Source organism: Hymenobacter aerophilus DSM 13606 (assembly GCF_000382225.1).
GTDB classification, from domain to species: Bacteria; Bacteroidota; Bacteroidia; order Cytophagales; family Hymenobacteraceae; genus Hymenobacter; species Hymenobacter aerophilus.
Genome location: NZ_KB907822.1, coordinates 21,913 through 40,435 on the forward strand (window position 1 = coordinate 21,913; position 18,523 = coordinate 40,435).

Annotated in this window: 15 protein-coding genes; 8 read left to right on the plus strand and 7 right to left on the minus strand. The window is 62.5% G+C overall.

Translation table 11 applies throughout. From position 1 onward, the window contains the following. Positions 1–28 precede the first annotated feature (28 nt). A complete protein-coding gene (locus tag H145_RS21490) occupies positions 29–940 on the minus strand; it encodes a phosphatidate cytidylyltransferase (protein WP_019948978.1) in 912 nt (303 codons plus the stop codon). 159 nt (positions 941–1,099) lie between these two features. Beyond that, positions 1,100–2,155, minus strand: a complete 1,056-nt coding sequence (locus H145_RS21495) for a CPBP family intramembrane glutamic endopeptidase (RefSeq protein ID WP_019948979.1) — start codon at positions 2,153–2,155, stop codon at positions 1,100–1,102. A gap of 164 nt (positions 2,156–2,319) precedes the next feature. On the opposite strand from H145_RS21495, the gene dusB reads away from it, so the two are divergent. Further along, complete coding sequence (gene dusB, locus H145_RS0114995; protein ID WP_019948980.1) at positions 2,320–3,309, plus strand: tRNA dihydrouridine synthase DusB; 990 nt, start codon at positions 2,320–2,322, stop codon at positions 3,307–3,309. A 141-nt stretch (positions 3,310–3,450) separates the two neighbouring features. Beyond that, entirely contained in the window at positions 3,451–4,407 is a 957-nt protein-coding gene (locus tag H145_RS0115000; protein ID WP_019948981.1) for a DMT family transporter, read from the plus strand. A 155-nt stretch (positions 4,408–4,562) separates the two neighbouring features. Here the strand turns inward: H145_RS0115000 and H145_RS0115005 are convergent, their stop codons facing one another. The 3 genes from H145_RS0115005 to H145_RS0115015 all read right to left on the minus strand — a co-directional run bounded on the left by H145_RS0115005 (position 4,563) and on the right by H145_RS0115015 (position 9,374). Continuing rightward, positions 4,563–5,147 carry a hypothetical protein gene (locus tag H145_RS0115005; protein ID WP_019948982.1) on the minus strand — a complete coding sequence of 195 codons (585 nt, stop codon included), beginning with the start codon at positions 5,145–5,147 and terminating at the stop codon, positions 4,563–4,565. 121 nt (positions 5,148–5,268) lie between these two features. Then, positions 5,269–7,548: a M3 family metallopeptidase gene (locus H145_RS0115010; protein WP_157541620.1), complete on the minus strand. Its 2,280-nt coding sequence runs from the start codon at positions 7,546–7,548 to the stop codon at positions 5,269–5,271. Positions 7,549–7,700: 152 nt separating this feature from the next. Beyond that, positions 7,701–9,374 carry an amino acid permease gene (locus H145_RS0115015; RefSeq protein ID WP_019948984.1) on the minus strand — a complete coding sequence of 558 codons (1,674 nt, stop codon included), beginning with the start codon at positions 9,372–9,374 and terminating at the stop codon, positions 7,701–7,703. A gap of 381 nt (positions 9,375–9,755) precedes the next feature. Here H145_RS0115015 and H145_RS0115020 point away from each other — a divergent pair, with 381 nt between their 5' ends. The 3 genes from H145_RS0115020 (at position 9,756) to H145_RS0115030 (ending at position 12,114) form a co-directional block, all read left to right on the plus strand. Next, positions 9,756–10,469, plus strand: coding sequence for a carboxypeptidase-like regulatory domain-containing protein (locus tag H145_RS0115020; protein ID WP_019948985.1), 714 nt, complete (start codon positions 9,756–9,758; stop codon positions 10,467–10,469). An 86-nt stretch (positions 10,470–10,555) separates the two neighbouring features. After that, positions 10,556–11,002, plus strand: coding sequence for a carboxypeptidase-like regulatory domain-containing protein (locus tag H145_RS0115025; protein ID WP_157541622.1), 447 nt, complete (start codon positions 10,556–10,558; stop codon positions 11,000–11,002). Positions 11,003–11,049: 47 nt separating this feature from the next. Continuing rightward, on the plus strand, positions 11,050–12,114 hold the full coding sequence (locus tag H145_RS0115030) for a lipocalin family protein (protein ID WP_019948987.1): 1,065 nt from the start codon (positions 11,050–11,052) through the stop codon (positions 12,112–12,114). A 151-nt stretch (positions 12,115–12,265) separates the two neighbouring features. Here the strand turns inward: H145_RS0115030 and H145_RS0115035 are convergent, their stop codons facing one another. After that, positions 12,266–13,459 carry an ATP-binding protein gene (locus tag H145_RS0115035; protein WP_026351545.1) on the minus strand — a complete coding sequence of 398 codons (1,194 nt, stop codon included), beginning with the start codon at positions 13,457–13,459 and terminating at the stop codon, positions 12,266–12,268. 290 nt (positions 13,460–13,749) lie between these two features. On the opposite strand from H145_RS0115035, the gene hemA reads away from it, so the two are divergent. Then, positions 13,750–15,021, plus strand: a complete 1,272-nt coding sequence (gene hemA / locus H145_RS0115040; protein ID WP_019948989.1) for a glutamyl-tRNA reductase — start codon at positions 13,750–13,752, stop codon at positions 15,019–15,021. Positions 15,022–15,195: 174 nt separating this feature from the next. Here the strand turns inward: hemA and H145_RS0115045 are convergent, their stop codons facing one another. Beyond that, a complete protein-coding gene (locus H145_RS0115045; protein ID WP_019948990.1) occupies positions 15,196–15,504 on the minus strand; it encodes an ArsR/SmtB family transcription factor in 309 nt (102 codons plus the stop codon). A 229-nt stretch (positions 15,505–15,733) separates the two neighbouring features. Here H145_RS0115045 and H145_RS0115050 point away from each other — a divergent pair, with 229 nt between their 5' ends. Both H145_RS0115050 and H145_RS21500 read left to right on the plus strand, forming a co-directional pair. Then, complete coding sequence (locus tag H145_RS0115050) at positions 15,734–16,963, plus strand: Glu/Leu/Phe/Val dehydrogenase dimerization domain-containing protein (RefSeq protein WP_019948991.1); 1,230 nt, start codon at positions 15,734–15,736, stop codon at positions 16,961–16,963. Between the two features lie 109 nt (positions 16,964–17,072). Beyond that, positions 17,073–18,239: a mechanosensitive ion channel family protein gene (locus tag H145_RS21500; RefSeq protein WP_019948992.1), complete on the plus strand. Its 1,167-nt coding sequence runs from the start codon at positions 17,073–17,075 to the stop codon at positions 18,237–18,239. Positions 18,240–18,523 lie beyond the last annotated feature (284 nt).

Below are 18,523 nucleotides of genomic sequence, written 5' to 3' on the forward strand. Positions count from 1 at the left end.
TAACTTTCGGCGGCGGCTTACCAGCTGTTTATGAGCCGAAAACCAGCTGCAGCACCGCCAGCACGGGCAGGATAAATAGGAAGGCATCGAACCGGTCGAGCAGGCCGCCGTGGCCGGGCATGATGCGGCCCGAATCCTTGACGCCCACGCTACGCTTGAGCATGGATTCGGCCAGGTCGCCGAGCGGGCCGAACACGGCCACCACCCCGGCCACCGTAAGGCGGTAGGCCAGCGAGAGTTCGGGCAGTAGCCAGTCCAGCGCCGCACCCACCAGCAGCGTAAACACGAAGCCGCCCACGGCGCCCTCCCAGGTTTTGCCGGGCGAAATTTTGGGCGCCAGCTTGTGCTTGCCCATCGTTTTGCCGGCCGCATACGCCCCGATATCGGAGGCCCACACCAGCAGCAGCAGGGCCACCACGCGGCGGTAGTCGTAGCCGCCCGGCCCGCTGAAGGCCACCACCGTGAGCAAACTCATGGGCAAACTCACGTAGAGCAGCCCCAGCAGGGCCACGCCCACGTTGGAAAACGGCGCAAACGGCTGCTCGGCGCGGGGCCAGGAGTACATTTCGCGCAGAATCAGCACCACCGGCAGCAGCACAATCAGGCCCACGGCCACCGTGCGCATATGGTGCAGGTCGGCCACGGCCAGCGGCACGGTTTGGTTGGTGAGGGTGCGGAATTCGGTGAAGGCGGCCACGCTGGCAAACAGCAGCAGGCTGATGGCCACGCCCAGCATAGCGGCCGGTTTGTAGCCGGCCTGGCGCATCATGCGGTAAAACTCAATCAGCATGCGCGCCTGCACCACGGCAAAAAGCAGGGCAAACGTCCAGGCGCTAAACCACACGCTGCCCAGCAGCAGCACGGCCCCCAGCACGCCGAAAATGATGCGCTGGCTGAGGTTGGACATCGGGGCGTTGGCTTCTTTGGGGCTGTTAGCCATTAGCGGTTAGCTGGGCGCTTTATTGGATGGTAGAAATAACTAACGGCGCAGAAAGCCCAAACCAAGGGCTCAATTTCTGCGCAAAACTCGAAACCGACCGGAGCCCAGTCGGCGAAAATAGGATTTCAGCCCGAAAGCTGAACGCCAGCTGCCAGCCAATCAAAAATCAGTCCGACTCGTGTCGACCCCGTCGTGGCTGAGGGTGCGGGCGGGCGGCAGCGGCGCGTCGGTGGCCTGCACCACAGTTACGCCGCGGCGTCCCAGCGTGTGCATGCGCGTGGGCGGGCCGTCGGCGAAGGGGCGTTGCATGCGCTGATAGAGGTACCAGAGCAGCAGCGCGCTCAGCAGCAGCGAGGCCAGCACCCAGGGCCAGGGCAGGGCCTCGGTCGAGTCGGGGTCGAAGTCGGTGGCCGACCACTCGCGCTGCTGGGCGTAGAGCAGCACCAGCTGAAAGGCGTTCTGGGCGAAGTGGGCGGCCATGGGCACCAGAATATTGCCGCTCCACTCGTATAAATAGCCCAGCAGCAAACCCAGCACCATCCGCGGGAAGAAGCCCAGAAACTGAAAGTGAATGGCGCTGAAAATAATGGCCGCCAGCCAGATACCCACGTGCCGCGAGTTGCTCCACTGCACGAGGTTGCGCTGAATCACGCCCCTGAAAAACAGCTCCTCGGCCACGGCCGGCACCACGGCAATCACCAGCAGGGCCACCACAAACCGGGCCGGCGACGAGAAGCGGGTGAGGTACTTAATGGTTTCCTGGGCCTTGGTTTCGGCCTCGCGGGCCAGCTGCTCCCAGCCCGCCAGCGCGTCGGGCAGGTGCAGCTTGGCGTTCCAGGAAATCAGCACCGACATGGCCGGCAGACTGGCCACAATAAGCACGGCCGCCAGCAGCAGCCAGCCCAGCGGCACCCGGCGGCGGGGCGCGAAGTAGTCGGGCAGCTCGTAGCCCGTGAGCTTGGCCAGCGCCACGGCCGCGCCGCCAAAGCCGCCGAGCAGCAGCAGGCCCTGGCTGAGCATCGAAATTTCCCAGCCGTTGGCGTAGTTGCTGGGCTGCTGCTGCACGTTGCCCAGCGCCGTGAGGCCCACGCCATACAGCAGGTTGCTGGCAATGGCAATCAGCAGCATGCTCAGGCAGGCCGTGGCCAGCAGCAGCACCAGCAACAGGGCCAGGTTGGCCAGCGGGTGCAGCCGGCTCGAAACGAAACCTTTCATGGGGAGGGCGGGGTTGGAGTTTGACCGTCGGGGCCTTCGGCGCCCTAACTAATCGTAAATTTGCGCAAAATACCAGCGCCCGCGTCAAGCGGCCATTCCCGTCGCGCGTTTTCTCTCCACGAAAAGCTAACAGCTAGCGGCTAAAAGCTAACAGCTGACTCTAAATGGTTCATATCCGCAACATTGCCCTGCCCGATTTCCCGCTTTTGCTCGCGCCCATGGAGGACGTGTCGGACCCGCCGTTTCGGGCCGTGTGCAAGCAGGGCGGGGCCGATTTGATGTACACCGAGTTCATCTCGTCGGAGGGCCTGATCCGGGCCGCTGCCAAAAGCCGCCAGAAGCTCGACGTGTTCGACTACGAGCGGCCCATCGGCATCCAGCTCTTCGGCTCCGATGTGGCCACGATGGGCGAGTGCGCCCGCCTGAGCACCGAGGCCGGCCCCGACCTCATCGACATCAACTACGGCTGCCCCGTGAAGCAGGTGGCCTGCCGCGGCGCCGGCGCCGCGCTGTTGCGTGACATCCCTAAAATGGTGGAAATGACGGCCGCCGTGGTGCAGGCCACTCACCTGCCCGTTACCGTGAAAACCCGCCTGGGCTGGGACGACTCAACCAAAAACGTGGAGGAAGTAGCCGAGCGCCTGCAGGATGTGGGCATCGAGGCCCTCACAGTGCACGGCCGCACCCGCGTGCAGATGTACAAGGGCGAGGCCGACTGGCGGCTGATTGCGGCCATCAAGAACAACCCGCGCATCAAAATTCCCATCTTCGGCAACGGCGACATCGACTCGGCCCAGAAGGCCGTGGAGTACAAAAACCGCTACGGCGTGGATGGCGTGATGATTGGCCGCGCGGCCATCGGCTACCCCTGGATTTTTAGGGAGGTGAAGCACTACGTGGCCACCGGCGAGCTGCTGGCCCCGCCCACCGTGGAGGAGCGCGTGCAGGCCTGCCGCATGCACTTCGAGAAGAGCCTGGAGTGGAAAGGCCCGCGGGCCGGCGTGTTCGAAATGCGCCGCCACTACGCCCAGTATTTCCGCGGCCTCGAAGGCGCCCGCCAGTGGCGCAGCCGCCTCGTCGAGACCAACGACCCCTTGGAAATCCACCACATCCTCGACGAAATCAGCGCCGCCGAGCCGGTGCTGGTAGGGTGAATGAAAACGCCTGTCATCCTGAGCGCAGCGAAGGACCTTGTCTCGTTTGTACTAACGGGTTAAGGTCCTTCGCTGCGCTCAGGATGACAGGCGTTTGTATATCGTTTTTCGACCTTTACCCACTCTCTGCTCGCCCCCTCAATGCCCACCACGCCTACCGCTACCGCCCCTACCGCTTCACCCGCCGCTATTGTTCCCCCGCCGGCCCCTACGGCCACGGCCTGGGTCTTGCTGCTGGTGCTGGCCGGCATCTGGGGCACCTCCTTTATTCTGATGAAGAAGGGCCTGGTGGTGTTTTCGGCCCTGGAGCTGGGCGCCACGCGGGTAAGCGTGGCGGCGCTGCTACTGCTGCCGTTTGCGTTGCGCCATTTGGGGCAGGTGAACCGGGAGAAATTCAAGTGGCTGCTGCTGAGCGGGGTGGTGGGCACGCTGCTGCCGGCCTTCCTGTTTGCCTACGCCGAAACCCGGCTGGCCTCGGGGCTGGCGGGGGTGCTCAACGCCCTCACGGCCGTGTTTACGCTGGTGGTGGGGGCCGCCTTTTTCAGCCAGAAGCTTACCGGCCTGCGCGTGCTGGGCATTGCGCTGGGCCTTGTAGGCACGCTGGTGCTGATGCTGCTGGGTGGCAGCGCGGCGGCCGGCACGGCCCCGGCCGGCGGGGCCGGCAACGCCTGGTACGGCTTGTTCATTGTGGCCGCCACCCTGGGCTATGGCGTGAGCGTAAACGTGATTAAGCGCCATCTGAGCGATATTCCGGCCCTGGCCGTTACGGGGCTGCTGCTGTTGTTCATCGGCGGCCCGGCGCTGGCGTTTCTGCTGGTGGGCACCGACTTTCTGGGCAAGCTGGCCACCATGCCCGGCGCCTGGACGGCCTTCGGCTACATTGCCCTGCTGGCCACTATGAGCACGGCCGTGGCCATGGTGCTGTTCAACCGCCTCATCCAAACCTCCACCGCCCTGTTTGCCGCCTCCAACACCTACCTCATCCCGGTGGTGGCCCTGGCCTGGGGTGTACTCGACGGCGAGGAGTTCAACCTCTGGCACCTGCTGGGTATGGTCATTATTCTGGTAAGCGTGGCTATCATCCACCGGGCCAACTGAGTGATTCGGTGAATGAGTGAGTGAGGTAGAACTGTCATTCTGAGCGGAGCGAAGAATCTCGCGTGCCAAAGTAACCCTGACGTTGGGAGTTAGCGTTGCTTGCGAGATTCTTCGCTCCGCTCAGAATGACAGTCCTATTTCACCAACCCACTCATTCACTCATTCACATACGGCCACGCGTGAAACCGCTCCGGCAAACCCAGACGGGCCGCATGGTGGCGCAGGTAGGCCTGCACCCGCGTCAGCTCGGCTTCGTCCTGAATCGGTAGCTCGTGGGAGCCGGGGTGCCAGAAATCGGCCTCGGGCGGGAGCTGGCCGCGCAGCAGGCGGCGGGCCTGGGCGGCGGTGCGCTGGTGCAGCAGCTCGATGGTTTTGTAGAGCGAGAGGCCCGCTTCGGCCGGCAGCACCAGCACGGCGTGCAGGTGGCCCGGCAGCAGCACGAAACCCGGTACCTGCAACCCCTGCTCCTCCAGCATCAGCAGCTCACCGGCTACCAGCTCAGCCAGCTTCTCGCGACCCAGATAGTCGGGGCCCACGGTATGGGCGTCGAGCAACTTGTCGAAGGCAGCGAAGAACTGCTTCTCGGCCCGGCGGCCGGCCGCGGCGGGGTCGGGGGCCGTGCGGGCTTCGGTTTGGGCGGCTACGCGCTGGGCCTGCAACTCGCGGCCGGCCCGGGCGGGCACCGAGCCAGCTAGGCGCATGGTCAGCAGAATGGTTTCGGCGGCGGGAATTGGCGGCATAAGGCATTCATTTACCGGAAGATACTAGCCGCAACGCCAAAAGCCAGCTTCCGGCCTCCAGGGAGGTAGAAAGCTGGCTTCTGCTGTTGGCGGATGATGAATCCGGCCGGGCGAACGGACCTTACTTCCGCTTGCCCTTCTTGATTTTTACCTTAACTTTTTCCAGCTGGCCCGCTGCCGGAACGACTACTGCGGCGGGCGTTGTTGCTGGGACGACCGTCGTCATCGGGAAGCCGCGCTGCTTCATCAGCGCGTCAATCTTCGGGTCGCGGCCCCGGAAGGCGCGGTAGCCGGCGGCGGGGTCGATGGTGTTGCCCACCGTGAACACGTTCTGGCGCAGCCGCTCGCCCACGGCTTTATCGTAGGCCCCTCCCCCCTCGGTGAAGGCGCTGAAGGCGTCGGCGGCCAGCACCACCGACCACAGGTAGGAGTAGTAACCGGCCGAGTAGCCATCGGAGGAGAAGATGTGGTTGAACTGGGGCGTGCGGTGGCGCATCACCAGCTCGGAGGGCATCCCCAATTGGGCCAGGGTTTCGCGCTCGAACTTGTCGGGGTCGATTTTCTGGTCGCCGGCCAGGTGCAGCTTCATGTCGATGAGGGCGCTGGCCAGAAACTCGGTGGTGGCGAAGCCCTCGTTGAAGGTGCTGGCCTTGTCGATGCGGTCGACGAGTTCCTGCGGGATGGGCTTGCCGGTCTGGTAGTGCAGGGCGAAGCGGTTGAGCACCTCGGGCGTGGGCAGCCAGTTTTCGAGCACCTGCGAGGGGAACTCCACGTAGTCGCGCACCACGCTGGTGCCCGACAGGGTGGGGTAGGTGACGTTGCTCGACAGCCCGTGCAAAGCGTGGCCAAACTCGTGGAACAGCGTGGTGGCATCGGTCCAGGAAATCAGCACCGGCTCGCCGGGCTTGCCCTTCACGAAGTTGGAGTTGTTCGACACGATAGTGGTTACTTCCTTGCCATCCATGCGTTCCTGGTTGCGGTAGGCGTTCATCCAAGCCCCCGATTTCTTGCCCGGCCGGGCGTAGGGGTCGAAATACCACAGGCCCACCTGCTGGCCGGTGGTCTTGTCGTTTACCTGCCACACCTTCACATCGGGGTGGAACACGGGCACGTCGGTGACGGGCTGGAAGCTGAAATTGAACAGCTCGCCGGCCATCCAGAACATGCCCTCGCGCATCTTTTCGAGCTGCAGATACTGCTTCACCTCGTTCTGGTCGAGGTCGTAGCGCTCCTTGCGCACTTTCTCGGCGTAGTAGGCGTAGTCCCAGGGCTCAATCTTGAAATCGGCCGGGGCGCCTTCCTTCACGGCCAGCGCCTGCATGTCGGCCACTTCCTCGTGCACGCGGGCTACGGCCGGCTGCCACACCTGCTCCATCAGCTCCATGGCCGCCTCGGGGGTTTTGGCCATGGTGTTGTCGAGGCGCAGGTGGGCGTGCGTTTTATAGCCCAGCAGCTTGGCGCGCTCGGCCCGCAACTGCAGAATCTGAGTGATGATGGCGTTGTTGTCGTGGGCGCCGCCGTTGTCGCCGCGGTTGGTGAACATGCGCCAAGCCTTCTCGCGCAGCTGCCGCTGGTCGGAGTAAGTCAGGAACGGGTCGACGCTGGAGCGGGTGTTGGTGATGACGCCCGCCGCGGCCACTTTGCGCGAATCGGCGGCGGCTTTGGCGCCGTCGCGCAGCGAGGTGGGCAGCCCGCTCAAATCCTGCTCGGTTTTAAGCACCAGCATCTCGTTGGCCTCATCGGCCAGCACGTTCTGCGAGAAGTTGTTGAAGAGGCCCGCCAGCTGCTGGTTTATCTGCGAAAGCCGCGCCTTGGCCGGGGCATCAAGCTTGGCGCCGGCCCGCACGAAGGCCTTGTAGCGCACCTCCGTCAGGCGCTGCTGCTCGGGCGTGAGGTTGCTGGTCGCCATCGAGTTATACACCGCCTCGATGCGCTTGAACAGGGCCGCGTTCTGGGTTATCTGGTCGCTGAAGGCCGCCATTTTGGGCGCCATCTCGGCCTGCACGGCCGCAAACTTGGCGTCGTTAAGCGAGGTGGCCCAGATGCCGTACACCGTCCCCACGCGGTCGAGGGTGCCGCCGCTGCGCTCCATGGCCGCAATGGTGTTCTCGAACGTGGGCGCGGCGGGGTTGTTGGCAATGGTGTTGATTTCGGCCATGTTCTCGGCCATAGCCGCTTCCAGCGCCGGCTTGAAATCGGCCACTTTCACCTTATCGAACGGCGGCACGCCGCCGTGGGGGCCGCTCCAGGGCTGGAGCAGCGGCATCGGAGAGGACTTGCTGGTCGTCATTTTGGTTGAAGTAGCGGATTGCGCCTGGGCGTCCGACAGCGTGGCGCCGGCCAGGCCGAGGCCCGCCAGCAGCGGCAACATGGGAAGGGAAAGCGAAAAGAGTGGATTCATGAGCTAAAATATCGGGCAGGAAATGTGACTATGGGCGAAGATACAACGCGCCGGGCGGCTCAGAATTCCCGGGCCAGCCCAAATTCGGGCACCGGCAAACGCAAACGAGTACCCCGGAGGCGGCCTCCAGGGTACTCGTTGAAGTGGGCAAACTACGCCTGCGCGTGCTTCAGGCGCAGCTTGGAGTGTTTGTAGCCGTAGTTGAAGTACAAGGCCAGCCCGATAATCAGCCAGCCGAAGAACAGCAGCCAGTTGTTCACGCCCAGCTGGGTCATCAGGTACAGGTTGGTCAGCAAACCCAGGGTGGGCAGCAAGCTCAGGCGCTTGCGGAACGACAACCACGACAAACCCAGGCAGAAGCCGAAAAACACCAGCATCGGGATGTAGTGGCGGCCTTCCTCGTAGCTGGTAGTCAGCGCCGTGGTAAACTCGCGGATACCGTCCTGATTATACACCAGCACCAGCACGCCGCAGATGGCCAGCGTGAGCGGCACCAGGAACTGGCCGTTGATGTAGGGCACCTTGAAGCGGGCGTCGGAAGTGCCGTGGGGGTCGATGATGAGGATGCCGCCGCACACCAGCGCGAAGGCGAACAGCGTGCCGATGCTGGTCAAATCAATCACCAGATCCATGTTGAGCAGCAGCGCCGGCACGCCCACAAACAGGCCCGTGACGATGGTGCTGAACGAGGGCGTACGGAACTTGGGGTGCACCTTGGCAAACACGGCCGGCAGCAGCCCGTCGCGGCTCATGGTCATCCAGATGCGGGGCTGGCCAATCTGGAACACGAGCAGCACCGAGGCCATGGCAAACACGGCCGACACGGCCACGATGCCGCCCAGCCACTTCACGCCCACCTTGTTGAAAACATAGGCCAGCGGGTCGCCCACGGCCAGCTCCTTGTAGTTCACCATGCCGGTAAGCACCAGCGTCACAATCACATACAGAATGGTGCAGATGACGAGCGAGTAAATCATGGCCCGGGGCAGATCGCGCTGGGGGTTTTTGCACTCCTCGGCCGTCGTCGAAATGGCATCGAAGCCGATGTAGGCGAAGAACACGGCCGACACGCCCTTGAGCACCCCGCCGATGCCGTTGGGCGCAAACGGGCTCCAGTTTTCGGGCTGAATGTAAAAGACGCCCACCAGAATCACGATGAGCACCACCACCATTTTCAGGCCTACCAGAATGTTGGAGGCGTTTTTCGACTCCTTGATGCCGACGTACACCAGCATCGTGATGGCAAGTGTAATGAGGCCGGCGGGCAGGTCGATGACCAGGCGCAGGCCGCCGGGCAGCTCGGGGGCCGAATTCCAGGCGTTGTAGCCGGCCAGCTGCGAGGCGGTGGCCTCGGCCAGCGGCTTGCCGGCCTGCATCAGGGCCAGCACTTCCTCGTAGTGTCGGTGGGCGCTTTGCATGCCCATCGTCAGCCAGATGGGGATGTGCAGCCCCACGCCATCCATAAGGCCGGTAAAGTAATCCGACCACGAAATGGCCACCACGATGTTGCCCACCGCGTATTCCATAATCAGGGCCCAGCCGATAATCCAGGCCGCCAGCTCGCCAAACGAGGCGTAGGCGTAGGTGTAGGCCGAACCCGACACCGGAATAGTGGCCGCGAACTGGGCGTAGCACAAGGCCGAAAAGGCGCAGGCAATGGCCGTGAACACGAACAGCAGCGACACGGCCGGTCCGCCGTCGTGGGCGGCGTTGCCGATGGTGCTGAAAATGCCCGCCCCTACCACGGCCGCAATGCCCAGCGACGTCAGGTCGCGGACGGTGAGGTGGCGCTCCAGGTTATGGGCTTCGAGGGTCGAGCCGAGCATATCCCCGTCGGCGGGCGGGTTGACAATAAGGTCCGAAACGGTTTTACGACGGAACAATCCGCTGAGGCGGGAGGGAGGTAGAGGGCTTGACAACGGAGCGAAGAACAGGTTAAGAGGGCAAAAGATACAGAAATCTGCCGGTTGCCGGGGCAGCAGTTGGCAGAGTACTTGGCAGTGAACCCGTCATTCAGAGCGCAGCGAAGAATCTTACGGGCCGTGGTAACTCCTGATGGCAGGACTGCTTTGGCCCGCGAGATTATTCGCGGCGCTCTGAATGACGAGTTCACTGCCAACTGACAGCTGGCAACGCGCAACAGCCAACTGAGCCCCGGCAACCATCAAATATTCTTATACTTACTTCTTCCTTTTATCCTCTCCGCCATGTCCAGCTTTGCCGTTCCCAACCCCTGCCCGCAGCCCTGGGCCACCATGTCGCCCACTACGGCCGGCCGCTTTTGCGGGCAGTGTCAGCACGAGGTCGTCGATTTTTCGGCTTTCAGCGAAGCCGAAGTGCGGGCGTGGCTGGCCCGGCCGGGGGCGGGCAGCGTGTGCGGAATGTTCCGGGCCGGGCAGTTTGCGCCCCCGGTGGCGGCGGGCGCTATGCCGGCCGCGGCCCCGCGTTGGCGCCGGCTGCTGCTCACGGGCCTGGCGCTGCTCAGCCTCAAGCCGCTGCTTTCTTCCTGCCAAAACGCCCGGCCGAACGCTGCAACCGTCAGCGGCGCTACCGAGCAGGCCGACGAACTGGCCGCTGCGCCCCAGGGCCAGGTAACCATCCGCGGCCGGGTGCTCGACGATTCCACGAGCCAGGCCGTGGCGGGCGCCGAAATCTTCATTGCCGACACGCCCTACGGCGCCACCACCGATGAGCAGGGCAACTTCAGCTTTACCATGCAGCAACAGTGGGGGCCGGTGCAGCAAGGCTCGGTGCGCCTGCGCGTGGCGGGTAGCCCGTTCGTGTTCGAGCCCCAGGTGCTAAGCGTAGCCGTAAGTCCGGCCCCGGCTCCGCTCACCGTACGGCTGAAATCGGTGCCCGGCCGGGGCCAGATTATGGGCAAGGTAGTGGGCCACGAGCCACCGCAGAAGCCACCGCTGTAGCTGTCTTCCGGAAGGCTGTGTTGTTTAGGATTCCTTGCACGATAAATGACTGTAAAGCAAATATTTATAGGGTAGCAGAGGTGCTGATGAATCGATTTGCTTATATACGTCTGTGGGTTGGCAGCCTGTTGCTGTGGGTGCTGAGCGCCTCGTCCGCTTTAGGCCAAATTGCCCCCAACGTTCCGCTTCCGGCCACACTGCCCGCTTACGAGCTGCCCGCCAGGCCTTCGTTCTTTACTGAGCCTACCGAAGCCGACGCGGCAGCCATAACGGAAGGGCTGGTGGTGGATGATTCGGGCCGGCCCGTCGCCGGGGCGGTCTGCTGGATTCGGGGGAGTCGGCTAGCCGTATTTACCGGCCCCGATGGCCGTTACCGCCTGCCGGTGCCAGCCCGCTACCTCTCGCGCCGGGGCCAGGTGCGCATTACGCTATCCGGTATCGGGTTTGTTGGCCAACGGCTGCAACTCGACGCCCGGCGGGCCGAGCAACCGGTGCTGGAACTGCCAGTGGATAGGCGGCCTTTAATTGACTAGCCCGCCGGGCTAAACCTTTCGGCCCCCGAAACCCTTATGGCAGCAGTATGAAAAACCTGCTGCTAGCCTCCCTGATCCTGTTATTCGCCGCCTCCGGCTGCGCCCTGAAGCCAACCCGCCAGCACGATGTGTTCAACGAGCGGGCCGAGCTGCCCCGCGAAGAAGCCGTCCACGCACGCAACTCCCTGGAGTGGTGGTACTTCACCGGCCATCTGCGCGACAAGGCCACCGGCGAGACGTTCGGCGTCGAGTACGTGTTCTTCCACTTCAACATCAACGGCAAGCGCGACTGGCAGATGGTCAACTTTGCCCTCACCGACCCGCAGCAAAAGCAGTTCCGCTACGACTACAAGGTAACGCGCCTGCCCGAGCTGCTGCCTTCTACGCTGCCGCTGAACCTGAGCGCCCGCAAACAGAACGAAACCTGGACCCTGACCGGGCAGGAGGGCCGCTACCACCTGCGCGGCCGCATGGCCGAGCACACCGGCCACGCCATCGACCTGACGACCACGCCCGCCAAGCCCGTGCTGCTGCACAACGGCACCGGTTACGAGAACTACGGCGACGTGGCCCGCGCCGGCTACTACAGCTACCCGCGCCTGGCCACCACCGGCACCCTCGAAATCGGCGGTAAAGTGCGCCAGGTTGAGGGCGAGCTGTGGTACGACCGGCAGTGGAACGGCACCTCCGTAATGGGCAAAAACATCGGCTGGGACTGGTTTTCGGTGCAGCTCGATGAGCCCCGCACCGAGCTGATGGCCTATCAGCTCTTCGACCGGAAATCGGACCTCGTGGTAAGCGGCGGCACCCACTACGGCCCCGACCTGAGCAGCCAGCACCTGAGCGCCGCCGACTTCCAGCTCGACGTGCTCGACTACTGGACCAGCCCCCAAACCAAGCTCCGCTACCCCATGAAATGGCGCCTGCGCGTGCCCAGCCAGGGCTACGACCTCACCATCACGCCCGTTATGCCCGACCAGGAGCTCACCCTCAAGCTGTTCGCCGGCATCAAAATGCACTACTGGGAGGGCATGTGCCGCGTGGAAGGCACCCACCACGGCAAGCCCGTAAAAGGCAACAGCTATGTGGAGATTACGAATAGAGGGAAATGAGAGAAGTGAGCTAGTTAGAAGTGAGTACCAAGAAGTGAGGTAATTGTCATTCTGAGCGGAGCGAAGAATCTCGCGGGCCACACTAATTCCTAACGACGGGGTTAGCATGGCCCGCGAGATTCTTCGCTTCGCTCAGAATGACAATCGCCTCTCACCCGTTCAGAATAACCCGGAAGGTGGTGCCGCGGCCGGGTTCGCTCCACTTTACAAAGAGGCGGCCCTTGTGGTAGTTCTCGATGATGCGCTTGGCCAGGGCCAGGCCCAGGCCCCAGCCGCGCTTTTTGGTGGTGTAGCCGGGCAGAAACACGCTTTGCAGCTTGCTTTTCGAGATGCCCTTGCCCGTGTCGGTAATGTCGAGGGCAATCTGGTTTTTGTTGCCGCGCACCGGACGCCGCAGGTGCAGCGTGATGCTGCCGCGCCCGTCCATGGCATCCACGGCGTTTTTGCAGATGTTCTCAATCACCCAATCAAACAGCGGGATGTTTACCTGCGCGGGCGTGTCGAGCGGCAGGTCGGTTTTTACCGTGAAGCTCACCTTGCGCGACACCCGGCTCTGCAGGTAGCTGATGGCGTTTTCGGTTACCCGCAGGATGTTCTCATCGCCCAGCACCGGCACCGAACCGATGTTGCTGAACCGCTCGGTAATGATTTCGAGCCGCCGGATGTCCTTGCCCAGCTCCTCCACAATCGGCTCGTCGCGAAACCGCTCCGAGTCGCGCAGGTAGTGCTGCCAGCCCACCAGCGAGCTGAGCGGCGTGCCCAACTGGTGAGCCGTTTCCTTGGCCAGGCCCACCCACACGCGGTTCTGCTCGGCCCGCCGCGAGTAGCTGAAGGCGAAGTAGGCAATAACGGCCAGGCAGCCGATAATGGCCAGCTGCACCAGCGGATACAGCCGCAGCTGGGTCAGCAAATCCGACTCCTTATAGTAAAGGAAGTTGCGCAGGCCGGCCCCGATTTTTATTTCGATGGGCGGGTGCTGCTCGCGCATCTGGGCAATCTGGTCGCGCAGGTAGCGCGTGGTTTCCTCCTCGCTCGCGCCCTCGGGCACGTTCACGTTGCGGGCGTCGATGATGTGGTCGTCGCTGTCGGTGATGATGACGGGGATGGTTTTGTTGGCGGCAATGATTTCGTCGTACAGAAACGACAGGTTCGACTCCTCTTCCGTGTTGATGATGTAGCGCTGGGTTTCGGCGTAGAGGTCAATCTGCTGCTGCTCGCGCTCGGACAGGCGCTGCACCAGCAGGTTGGTATAAATGACGGTGGCGGCCCCAATCAGCAGGGCCACCGCTACAATAACGAGCTTGATGCGCGACTTCTGGTCGTAGATGGCAATGGTTGGGAGCACGGCGGGCGGCAAAAACGGCAAAAGGCAGACCCGAAGATACGGCCCCGCCCGGCGCCGGTTCGGCCCGTAGCGCCCTGCGGCCCCCACCGGCCCCGACGAAAGTCAGGCTACCTGGCCCGTACAGATGATTTTCATCAAGCAGGCTTGCCCGGAAACTGCGTTGGCGGGCTTTGGCGCGGGTTTCGGCCCGAATAGTAATCTGCGCCGAACCACCAGCCCCGATGCGCTGTTTTTACCCTAGCAATTTGTATTGTAATTTTGCCTGCTGCTATTCGTTCTGGCTTCTTGCTATGTCCCATCCATTTAAAGCTGTCAGCCTCTCGTTCAAGAAAGCGCCGCTCGCCATCCGCGAGCTGATTGCGCTGGATGAGGCGGCCTGCCGGCGCCTGCTGCAAACCCTTCATCACGAAATCGACCTGACCGACCTGCTGGTGCTGAGCACCTGCAACCGCACGGAGGTGTACTACTCGGCCGAGCACGACCAGAGCGCCGCCGTTATCGAGGCGCTGGCCAGCCTGAAAAACCTGTCCGACGCGGCCAGCTTCGCGCCCTACTTCGATGTGTTTACCGAGCCGGTTGCGGCCGTGCGCCACCTGTTCGATGTGGCGATGGGCCTCGAAGCGCAGGTCGTGGGCGATTTGCAGATCAGCAACCAGGTGAAGCAGGCCTACCAGTGGTCGGCCGACGCCGACGCGGCCGGGCCGTTTCTGCACCGGCTGCTGCACACCGTGTTCTTCACCAACAAGCGCGTACAGCAGGAAACCGCCTTCCGCGACGGCGCCGCCTCGACTTCGTACGCCACGCTGGAGCTGGTAGAGGAACTGACTGCCGACGTGGCCAACCCGCGCGTGCTGGTGGTGGGCCTGGGCGAAATCGGGGCCGACGTGTGCCGCCACTTCGGCGACAGTAAGCTGTTCTCCGACGTCACCATCTGCAACCGCACCCGCGAAAAGGCCGAGGCCCTGGCCGAGGAGTGCGGCCTCAAGCTGCTCGACTTCGAAAACCTGGCCGAGGGCCTCAAGGATGCCGACGTCATCATCAGCAGCATTGCCGCGGCCGAGCCGTTCTTCAGCCGCGCGCTGGTGGCTCATCTGGAGGTGCTCAGCTACAAGTTCTTCATCGACCTGTCGGTGCCGCGCAGCATTGCGCCCGACGTGGAGCAGGTGCCCGGCGTGCTGGTGTATAACATTGATGCCATCCAGAGCAAGGCCTCGGCGGCGCTGGAGCGCCGGCTGGCTTCGGTGCCGCAGGTGCGCGCCATCATCGAGGAAAGTATTGAAGGCCTGCGCGACTGGACCAAGGAAATGATGGTGTCGCCCACCATTCAGAAGCTGAAAAACGCGCTGGAGCAAATCCGCCTCGAAGAGCTCGACCGCTACCAGAAAAAGAAAATCAGCCCCGAAGAAGCCAAGCGCCTCGACGACATCACCCGCTCGCTGATGCAGAAAATCCTCAAGCAGCCGGTGCTCCAGCTCAAAGCGGCCTGCAAGCGCGGCGAGGCCGACCAGCTCATCGACACGCTCACGGATTTGTTCGATTTGGAACGCCAGCCGGCTTTCTGATAAGAGCTGCAAGCCGCAAGCTTCAAGCAACAAGCTCACGTTCGAGAGAGAGTTTTAACTACAAAAAGGCCCTGCATTCAATTGAATGCAGGGCCTTTCCCATTTTACGTAAGCTTCAAGCGGCAAGCTAATTGAACATCAGCTTGCCGCTTGAAGCTTGCGGCTTGCAGCTATCTAAATCGACTCGCAGCACTCTTCCAGCGAGTCGATGACGTCGAGCAGCTTGGGAATGGAGAGCGAGTAATAGATTTTGGTGCCCACTTTGAGCGACGACAGGATGCCGCGGTCTTTGAGGGTGATGAGGTGCTGGGAGGCAATGGCCTGGGGCAGGTCGAGGGAGCGGTAAATTTCCGTGACGGTCATTTTGTCCTCTTTGCCCAGCAGGTCTACAATGGCCAGCCGCTTGGGGTGGGCCAGCACTTTCAGAATAGCGGCGGCTTTATCAACTTTCTTCGATTCGACTCGGGCAAGTAATGGCTTCATTTCGGCAATGCAAGGGTGGTATTACGGAACGATAGGCGGGAATAGGGCTAATACGATATTCGGACCCTGCAAAGTTCCTTTTCCCGAAAAGCTGTACCCGGAAACAGCTGGCAAGCCCGGCGCTAACGGGGCATGCAGCACCGCACCGCGCGGGCGCACTGGTGGGGCCTGCCGCCCGCTTGCCTACCTTTGCGGGCGAAATCCCCTTCTCACCCCACCCTAATTTCTGATGAAAGAGCTGCTGGCCAAGTTTGAAAATAAACGCCCCGAAATCGTGTTTGAGTGGCAGGACGCCGAAACCGAGGCCGAGGGCTGGGTCGTTATCAACTCGCTGCGGGGAGGGGCGGCCGGCGGCGGCACCCGCATGCGCCTGGGCCTCGATAAGCGCGAGGTAGAAAGCTTGGCCAAAACGATGGAAGTGAAGTTTACGGTGTCGGGCCCGGCCATTGGCGGGGCCAAGTCGGGCATCAACTTCGACCCGCGCGACCCGCGCAAGCGCGGCGTGCTGGAGCGCTGGTACAAGGCCGTGTTTCCGCTGCTGAAAAACTACTACGGCACCGGCGGCGACCTGAACGTGGACGAAATCCACGAAGTCATTCCCATCACCGAAAACTACGGCCTCTGGCACCCGCAGGAGGGCGTGGTGAACGGCCACTACCAGGCCACCGAGCCCCAGAAGATTCAGAAAATCGGCCAGCTGCGCCAGGGCGTGGTGAAGGTGCTCGAAGACGCCACCTACTCGCCCAGCCTGAGCCGCAAATACCGCGTGGCCGACCTGATTACCGGCTACGGCGTGGCCGAGGCCGTGCGCCACTACTACGCGCTGTGGGGCGGCCGCTCCGTCGAGGGCAAGCGGGCCATTATCCAGGGCTGGGGCAACGTGGGGGCCACGGCGGCCTACTACCTGGCCAGCCAGGGCGCCCGCATCACCGGCATCATCGACCGGGCCGGCGGGCTGCTGAGCACCGAGGGCTACGGGCTCGAAGAAATCCGCCAGCTGCTGCTCAACCGCAACGGCAACGAGCTGACGGCCGACAACATGCTGTCGTTTGAGGAAGTGAATGAGCGAATCTGGAGCAGCGGGGCCGAGATATTCGTGCCCGCCGCCGCCTCGCGCCTCGTAACCAAAGCGCAGGTAGAGGCGCTGGCCGCGGGCGGCCTGGAGGTGATTTCGTGCGGCGCCAACGTGCCGTTCCAGGACCCCGAAATCTTCTTCGGCCCCACCGGCGAGTTTGCCGATGAGCGCGTGAGCGTCATCCCCGACTTCATTGCCAACTGCGGCATGGCCCGCGTGTTTGCCTACCTGATGGAAGCCGACGCCGAAATCACCGACCAGGCGATTTTCGAGGACACGTCGCGTATCATCCGCTCGGCGCTGGAGCGCACCCGCGCCCAGAGTGAAGAGCATACCGGCCTGGCCCAGAAGTCGTTTGAAATGGCCCTGCGCCAGCTGGTGTAAACTTTAGCGGTTAGCCGCGAGCTATTGGCTACTGGTTGCCGTTTAAATAAACCCAACGATTCTGCTGATCCGCGAAGGCGTCAGCTAACGACCCAGACTACAACTGCTTATGGAAATTTCGGAACTCCTTCATTACCGCTTACTCAGCATCGAAATCCAGGAATACCTGATTGCGGCCGCCATTCTGCTGGCTGGTCTGGTGTTCAAGAACCTGGTGTCGCGGCTGCTGACCAAGGTGCTGTTTCGCTTTTTCAAGCGAGTAGGTGAAGGAGTTACCGAGGCACAGTTTCATGAGCTGCTGATCAAGCCGATTTCCATCGTTATCTTCCTGATAACCATATTCATTGCCTACTCGGTGATGGATATTCCGGTGACCAAGGCGCAGGTGGGGGCGCACACGCCGTGGTATGGCGAGCTGGCCTTCCGCGTGTACCAGATTGCCGTCATCGTCGGTATCACCTGGATTATTCTGCGCATGATTGACCTGGCCGTGCTCGTATTCACGAAGCGGGCCCTGCGCGACCCCTCGCGCCTGACCAACCAGCTTGTGCCCTTTGCCCGCGACCTGATCAAGCTGTTCGTGAGCATTATTGCGTTTCTGGTGGTGCTGGGGCAGGTGTTCAGTATCGATGTGACGGCGCTGGTGGGCGGCCTGGGCATTGGCGGCCTGGCCGTGGCCTTCGCCGCCAAGGAAAGCCTGGAAAACCTGCTGGCCTCGTTCACCATCTTCCTCGACCGCCCCTTCGAGGTGGGCGATTTGGTGAGCGTGGGCGATTTGACGGGCTCGGTGGAGAAAATCGGCTTCCGCAGCACCCGCATCCGCACCGTGGAGAAAAGCTATGTGACGGTGCCCAACAAATCGATGATCGACAAGCCGCTCGACAACCTCTCGCGCCGTACGGCGCGCCGGGTTTTCTTCATGATGTCGCTCACCCAAATGACTTCCAGCGACCAGCTGCACCGCATTCTCGCGCTGGTAAGCAAAGCCATTGCCGCGCACCCCCTCATCGAGCCCGATGTGCAAGTGAAGTTCACCTCGCTCACCTCCAACTCGAAAGATGTGCGGGTGCAATACTACGTGCGCACCGACAGCTACGACGAGTACCTGGACGTGATGGAGGAAATCAACTTCCAGATTGTGTCGGCCGTGGAAGAGGTAGGCGCCAACTTCGTTGATACCACGATGACCCGCCTGGCGGGCGGCTCGGGCGGCGGCTCCACCAATCTGCCCAAAAGTCTGCAACAGCAAGGCGGGCAATCGATTGCCAACTCCTGAGAGGCTCTTTAACTTTTAGCTTTGGTTGAAAGAAAATCCGAGTTAACCTAACGTGCCAGCCCCAGCGGGGCGGCATATCGGTAGCAGGAAAGGCGCAAAGAACTTTAAAGCCCCGGCGGGGCGACACTATCCGTTGAACGAGTGGTGTCGCCCCGCTGGGGCTTTAGATGTGTCGGTTAGTTGTACTTGCTACCGATATGCCGCCCCGCTGGGGCTGGCGCGTAGCAGCCAACAATTGTAGAATGAATGAGGCCCCGCACTCAGCTGAGCGCGGGGCCTCATTC